We start from the raw sequence: 6,685 nt of genomic DNA, 5'->3' as shown, positions 1-6,685 counted from the left end.
GGCCGCAGTATCAGGCCTTTTCGATGGGAAAACAAATATCATTTGCGAAGTGGAACAAACAGCCTTTCGGATTCAGGAACGGGCGCTGGACCTCTTTGGGAAGATGGGGATGCGGATCCGGTATATGAATCCCGAAGCCCACGACCGTCATATTGCCTATGTTTCACACCTTTCACATATCAGTGCCTTTATGCTGGGGAAAACGGTGATTGAAAAAGAGCGGAATGAAAGGGATATCTTTGACCTCGCCGGGAGTGGTTTTGAATCCACGGTCAGGCTGGCCAAGAGTTCCCCGGCCATGTGGACCCCTATTTTTGAACAGAACCGAGAAAACGTCCTGGAGACCCTGGACGAATACATTACCAACCTGCAAGGTTTTCGAAACCTGCTCGACACCGCCGACTATAAAGGTGTTTTCAGAGAAATGGACGAAACCAACCGGATTGGGGAAATATTAAATGGAATTCCAACGCCAAAAAACTAAAGAAAAAGATGGAAAATACGATTGCTTTGCGCACATGGTTAGACGATTTGAATTTGGCGCACCCTTTGGTGATTGCCGGTCCGTGCAGTGCGGAAACAGAGGAGCAGGTTATGGGTATCGCCCATGCGCTTAAGGATACGGACGTAAACTATTACCGGGCAGGAATATGGAAACCGCGGACGCGTCCCGGGAATTTTGAAGGGGTCGGAGCCATTGGTCTGAAATGGCTGCAACGGGTAAAGGAAGAAACCGGTTTAAAAACCGCTACGGAGGTAGCGAATAAGGCCCATGTGGACCTCGCCCTGGAACACGATATCGACCTGTTGTGGATAGGCGCTCGATCCACGGTCAGTCCATTTATTGTGCAGGAAATTGCAGATGCCCTTAAGGGTACTGACAAGGTGGTATTGGTGAAAAACCCTGTGAATCCGGATCTTTCCCTTTGGTTGGGTGCCGTGGAGCGCTTGCGTTCAGCCGACATCCAAAAATTGGGCGTGATACACCGGGGCTTCTCCACCTATGAAAAAACCAAATACCGCAACATACCGGAATGGCAACTGGCTATTGAATTGCAATCCCGATTCCCCGATCTTCCCCTGATCAATGATCCTTCACATATCTCGGGCAACAGGGACCTGATTTTCGATGTTTCCCAGGCCGCCCTCGACCTGAATTTTGACGGTTTGATGATCGAAACCCATACTAATCCGGAAAAGGCCTGGAGCGACGCGGCCCAGCAAGTCACACCGGATCGCCTGGTGCAGATCATGAGGGATTTACGCATCCGGAAAGAGACCGACCAGGAGGCTGCATACCGGCAGAACCTCAGCAATCTCCGCGCTCAGATAGACGTGATTGACAATCAGCTCATCGATATTTTGGGCAAACGAATGAAAGTGGCAGATGCAATCGGTTCTTTGAAGAAGGAGAAGAATGTGGCCGTATTGCAAACCAACCGCTGGAATTCCATTTTAGGTAATATGATCCTGGAAGGCCAGGCACACGGTTTAAGTGAAGAATTTGTACTGAAGATGTTTAAAGCCATCCACCAGGAATCCATCAATCACCAGGAGGCCATTATCAATGCCTGAGTTTGGGTTGCTACAACTGATATTTAATTTTTTTCCGCCGGGGTGTAACAATGCGTGAGAAGGAGCGTCTTTTGAAGTAGAAAACACAGATATGAGAACACTACTAGTTTTATTTTTCGCGCTGAGCATGACAGGGCTGACGGCCCAGGGAATTGTAGACCGGGAGGTTGGGGAATTCCGGGAAATCAAGGTTTTCGACCTCATAGAGGTAAACCTGATCAAATCCGACGAAAACCGCATCCTGATCAAAGGGAGAAATACACAGGATATTAATTTTGTCAATAAAGACGGGGTCCTGAAGTTACGGATGCCGCTGGAGAAAAAATTCCAGGGTGAGGATACCTTTATCGAAGTATATTACACCGATCTTAGAATCATCGATGCCAATGAGGGTGCCCGGATTATCGGGAATGAACAACTGGTGCAGGACCGCATCGAACTCCGCGCTCAGGAAGGGGCTCAGATTGAGATCGGCTTAAGCGTTCACGATGCCAAGATCAGGGCAGTGACCGGAGGGATAGTCACCGCTTCCGGAATTGCGACCAATCAGGTTATTACCCTCAATACGGGAGGTATTTTTGAAGGGCGTGATCTTAAAACAGATTACACCGGTATTCGGGTTAGTACCGGGGGAGAAGCTGAATTATTTGCTTCAAAAGAGGTGGATATTCAGATTCGGGCCGGGGGAGATGTCCGAGTGTATGGAGACCCGCAACGCGTCAATAAAGACACTATGATGGGCGGACGAATTTACTTTCTCAACTAAATCGCCTTTATTTTTAAAGAAGAAGCCGGCCCTTATTGCCGGCTTCTTCTTTTTGTAGGAATCGAAACCCGGGGGTATGCCCGGCAGACGTACCCCACCAGCGCTAAGACAACGATGATGCCTGGAAAATATACGGGTAATTGCCCGAAGCGGCTCCCGACGGTAAGCGGTATTATACCCACATCTTGTGGTCCTCACTAACGGGAATATTAGTAATTTGCACCTCTATCCTTCAGATACAATGCAGGGAACCGTATACAAATCAACAGGCAGCTGGTACCGGGTAAAAACCACGGAAGGGGTTTTCTATGACTGCCGGATTAAAGGACGTTTCCGCATAGAAGGAATTAAAAGTACAAACCCGGTTGCCGTGGGGGATGAGGTGAGATTTAATCTCGTTGAAGACGGGGATGTGACCGTAGGGCAGATTTACGAAATAATGGATCGTCGCAATTACCTGGTGCGCAAATCTGTAAAACTTTCCAAGCAAGTACATATCATCGCTGCCAATGTGGATCTTGTTTTTTTACTGGTCACTCTGGAGAACCCGAAGACGTATCCTGAATTTATCGATCGTTTTCTGGCGACTGCTGAAGCCTATCGTGTCCCCTGTGTATTGCTTTTTAACAAGGTAGACGCCATGGACGAGCATCTGAAGGACGAGACCAAATATATGGCAGCGCTTTACCGGGATATTGGATATACGTGCATTGGGATCTCGGCTTCCACCGGAAGGAACGTGGACCAGGTGATTGACCTGATGTCCGGAAAGACGTGCATGTTTGCAGGACATTCGGGTATTGGAAAATCTACCCTGATCAACCGGATCGCCCCTGAATTGGAAATAAAGACCGCTCAAATCTCGGAACAACACAAGCAGGGACAACATACCACCACCTTTGCGGAAATGTACGATTTGCCATCAGGGGCCCGGATTATCGACACCCCGGGAATTAAGGGTTTTGGACTGGTCGATATGGAAAAGGAAGAGATCGGGGATTATTTTCCGGAACTCTTTGCCCTCAAGTCCGGGTGTCGATTTAACAACTGCCTGCATCTGGATGAGCCCGGGTGCGCTGTAAAAGAGGCCCTTGAGGAGGGTACGGTGGCCCTGAGCCGCTATCGCTCCTACGTGCAAATGGTAACCGGTGAACAGGATGTCTACCGAACCGGACTTAAGGAAGACGTATGAGGGCCGTAGTACAAAGGGTGCGATCTGCAAGTGTCGCGATCTCAGGAGAGAAAGTATCGGAAATAAGTTCAGGCCTCCTTATTTTATTGGGGATTGGTGTAGGCGACTCACCGGAGGATATACAATGGCTGGCACCGAAGATTGCCAATCTGAGGATTTTCAACGACGACAAGGGGGTGATGAACCGCTCGGTACACCAGACCCGTGGGGAGGTCATCGTGGTCAGTCAGTTTACGCTCCTGGCCAGTACAAAAAAGGGAAACCGACCCTCCTATATTCGGGCTGCCCGGCCTGAGGAAGCCATCCCCCTGTACGAAGCCTTTGTCCTGGAGCTGGAAAAATATTTGGGGCGCGAAGTGGGGACGGGGGTTTTTGGAGCGGATATGCAAGTCGATCTTTGCAATGATGGTCCGGTAACCATATGGATTGACACCCGTATGCGCGAATAATCCAATTAGTTTTTTAAGCATTGGGCGAGAATTCCAAATAGCCGGGTGTGGTATCCCCTCATGCGCGAATTATTCAAAAATATTGTGCAAAAAGGATCGGAACCGGTAGTTTTGAAAAAAATCACGTCTGATGAACATATCCAACGCCCAACAGGCAGTTGACCAGTGGATTAAAAACCATGGGGTGCGGTATTTTAATGAACTGACCAATATGGCCCAACTCACTGAAGAAGTGGGGGAGGTGGCCCGGATTATCGCCCGTCGCTATGGGGAACAAAGCGAAAAGGAATCCGATAAGGACAAAGATCTCGGTGAGGAACTGGCCGATGTACTTTTTGTAGTGCTCTGCCTGGCGAACCAGACCGGGATAGATTTACAGGGTGCTTTTGATCGCAAGCTCAAGATCAAGACCGAACGAGACCACAATCGGCACCGGGACAATCCTAAACTCAAGTGAAGGTGTTTTTTACTGTCTCCTGGGAATCGAGTTTAAAATTCAGGAAACCGAAACCCCGTAATTATAGTATTTTGAACCGCTGCTAAAGCTGCAGTTCAAAACCATTAATTGAAATACCTATTTTGAAACTGCATCTTCAGGGTCCCGCCACCCGTCATATCGATGGATCCCTGCGTATTACGGGATCGAAAAGTGAATCGAACCGCCTTTTGATCCTGCAGGCGCTTTTTCCGGGAATTCGCATTGAAAACCTTTCGAATTCAGATGATTCCAGGGTCATGCAGGAGGCGCTCTCTTCCAAAGAGGGACTTGTTGATATTCACCATGCGGGAACGGCCATGCGCTTTTTGACCGCTTATTACGCCAGTCGGGCAGGGGTTGAGGTAGTACTTACAGGCTCGGACCGGATGAAGCAGCGGCCGATTCAGATTCTGGTCGAAGCCCTGGAGGCACTCGGGGCTAGCGTATCCTACCTTCAGGAAGTGGGATGCCCACCCCTTCGAATCGAGGGAAAACAGCTTACCAAAGCTTCGGTCGAATTACCGGCGGATGTCAGCAGCCAGTACATCTCGGCCCTTTTACTTATTGCCCCAGGCTTGCCGGACGGGTTGCAGATTCATCTCAAAGGCCATATTACCTCCCTCCCATATATTAAAATGACTTTGGGCCTGCTCAACCGCCTCGGTATCCGCGCCGAAATGCAGGATCAGACCCTGAGGGTAGCTCACACCCCGGAAGTACCTGACCAAACCTGTGTGGTGGAATCCGACTGGAGTTCAGCCTCTTATTATTTCAGTGTGCTGGCCCTCTCCAAACCCGGAAGCAGGATTCGGTTGGGTGCTTACAGGGAAGATTCCCTTCAGGGCGACCGGGTACTCTGCGAGCTCTTTAAACCCCTGGGTGTCCGATCTGAATTTGACGGGGATACCCTGGTGCTTTCACGAACAGAACAGGTATTGCCCCCCCATCTGGACCTCGATTTGGTTCAGGCTCCTGATCTGGCCCAGACCCTGGCGGTTTGCTGCTTTGGTTTGGGAATCTCCTGCGATCTGAAAGGACTTCATACCCTGAAGATCAAGGAGACCGACCGCCTGGAAGCCCTCAGGGCAGAGCTGACAAAATTGGGGGCGCAAATCCGCGTCACAAACCATTCCCTTCATTTGGAGAAAAGTACGGCATGTCATTCCGGAATCTCCATTGAGACCTACAACGACCATCGAATGGCTATGGCTTTTGCCCCCTTAGCCTTAAGGAGTAATTTGTTTATTAATGACGCCGGTGTGGTCTCTAAATCCTACCCCGGTTTTTGGGAAGATCTGGAGCGTATCGGTTTTAAAACTGAAGAAGCAGGTTCTTATTGATCCGACCAAACGGCGAGTTCATTTCCGGCGGGATCGGAAAAATGAAAACGCTTTCCCCCGGGGAAGGAGAATATATCCTGAAGTAGTGTTCCACCGGATTGCAGGATGGTTTCGCGAATAGTTTCGAGGTTCTTATGAAAAAGAATCACCAAAACTCCACGGCTGTCAGCGACATCCGACTTTTCAAAACCTCCTGATACCCCACTGTTTTCAAAGGCTGTATAGTCAGGTCCATAATCGGTAAACTTCCATCCAAAGCAGGAGGTGTAAAAGGTCTTTATAACTTTCAGATCAGGTGCCCTGAATTCAATATAGTCAATGTGGTTCTCTGTCATAGTTACATTATTAGTATGGATTTAATCCCGGTTACTGCGCAACGCCGTATGGCTTTAATCCACTTCTCGAAAGACCAGTTCGACCCCGTTGGGATTGGTCAGGGTAAGACGTCTGTCCCCGAATTTATAGTGAGTCGTACTTTGGGGTTTTTAAGGAATTCCGCCTCCAGCCCGCCCGGACACATTTTGCGGGTGGTAGGTATATCGCCGAATCGCAGGAGTCCCGGTTCAAAAAAAAGGGAACCCCGCATCTGGTTGCACGAGGCAGAACCCATGAATTTGGCGTTTTGGCTATCAATTTCCAAATAGGGTCGTTCAAGGCCTTCCATTATGGAATCCTCCTCCCCTGTCATGAGGGGAATGCCGTCAGTACTGATATCCAGGGTCCAGTCCGGGGAAATCCCAGAGGCCATAAAGTAGTATTCATTCACATTTAGAGCCTTTAAGGGAGTTGAGGCTTCAGAGCCCCCGGATTCGGGGACAGAAGCGGGACCAGGGAACGCTGCTTTTTTGGCTTGTTTTTTTGAGGAACACCCAGTCAAAGCAAAAA

At 49.3% G+C, this 6,685-nt stretch carries 9 protein-coding genes; 7 read left to right on the top strand and 2 right to left on the bottom strand.

Going from position 1 to position 6,685, the window contains the following annotated elements:
• The 7 genes from WBV75_RS09275 to WBV75_RS09245 all read left to right on the top strand — a co-directional run.
• Positions 1–484: prephenate dehydrogenase dimerization domain-containing protein (locus tag WBV75_RS09275; RefSeq protein ID WP_424120343.1), on the top strand; the 484-nt coding region annotated here is incomplete at its 5' end.
• A gap of 8 nt (positions 485–492) precedes the next feature.
• Entirely contained in the window at positions 493–1,575 is a 1,083-nt protein-coding gene (locus WBV75_RS09270) for a chorismate mutase (protein ID WP_424120342.1), read from the top strand.
• Positions 1,576–1,666: 91 nt separating this feature from the next.
• A complete protein-coding gene (locus WBV75_RS09265) occupies positions 1,667–2,341 on the top strand; it encodes a head GIN domain-containing protein (protein ID WP_424120341.1) in 675 nt (224 codons plus the stop codon).
• Between the two features lie 241 nt (positions 2,342–2,582).
• On the top strand, positions 2,583–3,533 hold the full coding sequence (rsgA, locus tag WBV75_RS09260) for a ribosome small subunit-dependent GTPase A (protein WP_424120344.1): 951 nt from the start codon (positions 2,583–2,585) through the stop codon (positions 3,531–3,533).
• On the top strand, positions 3,530–3,982 hold the full coding sequence (gene dtd / locus WBV75_RS09255) for a D-aminoacyl-tRNA deacylase (protein WP_424120340.1): 453 nt from the start codon (positions 3,530–3,532) through the stop codon (positions 3,980–3,982). The genes rsgA and dtd overlap by 4 nt, the downstream gene beginning before the upstream one ends.
• 130 nt (positions 3,983–4,112) lie before the next feature.
• Entirely contained in the window at positions 4,113–4,439 is a 327-nt protein-coding gene (locus WBV75_RS09250; RefSeq protein ID WP_424120339.1) for a nucleotide pyrophosphohydrolase, read from the top strand.
• A 122-nt stretch (positions 4,440–4,561) separates the two neighbouring features.
• The gene (locus WBV75_RS09245) at positions 4,562–5,800 is read left to right on the top strand and encodes a 3-phosphoshikimate 1-carboxyvinyltransferase (protein WP_424120338.1); all 1,239 of its coding nucleotides are present in this window, start codon (positions 4,562–4,564) and stop codon (positions 5,798–5,800) included.
• Here WBV75_RS09245 and WBV75_RS09240 read toward each other — a convergent pair.
• Both WBV75_RS09240 and WBV75_RS09235 read right to left on the bottom strand, forming a co-directional pair.
• Positions 5,794–6,135, bottom strand: a complete 342-nt coding sequence (locus tag WBV75_RS09240; protein ID WP_424120337.1) for a VOC family protein — start codon at positions 6,133–6,135, stop codon at positions 5,794–5,796. The genes WBV75_RS09245 and WBV75_RS09240 overlap by 7 nt on opposite strands.
• 98 nt (positions 6,136–6,233) lie before the next feature.
• Positions 6,234–6,685, bottom strand: a 452-nt coding sequence (locus WBV75_RS09235) for an META domain-containing protein (protein ID WP_424120336.1), incomplete at its 5' end; no start/stop codon positions are given.

The sequence above is a fragment of the Robiginitalea sp. genome, from assembly GCF_049588695.1.
Lineage (GTDB): Bacteria > Bacteroidota > Bacteroidia > Flavobacteriales > Flavobacteriaceae > Robiginitalea.
This window is presented reverse-complemented; position numbering and strand designations above follow the sequence as displayed.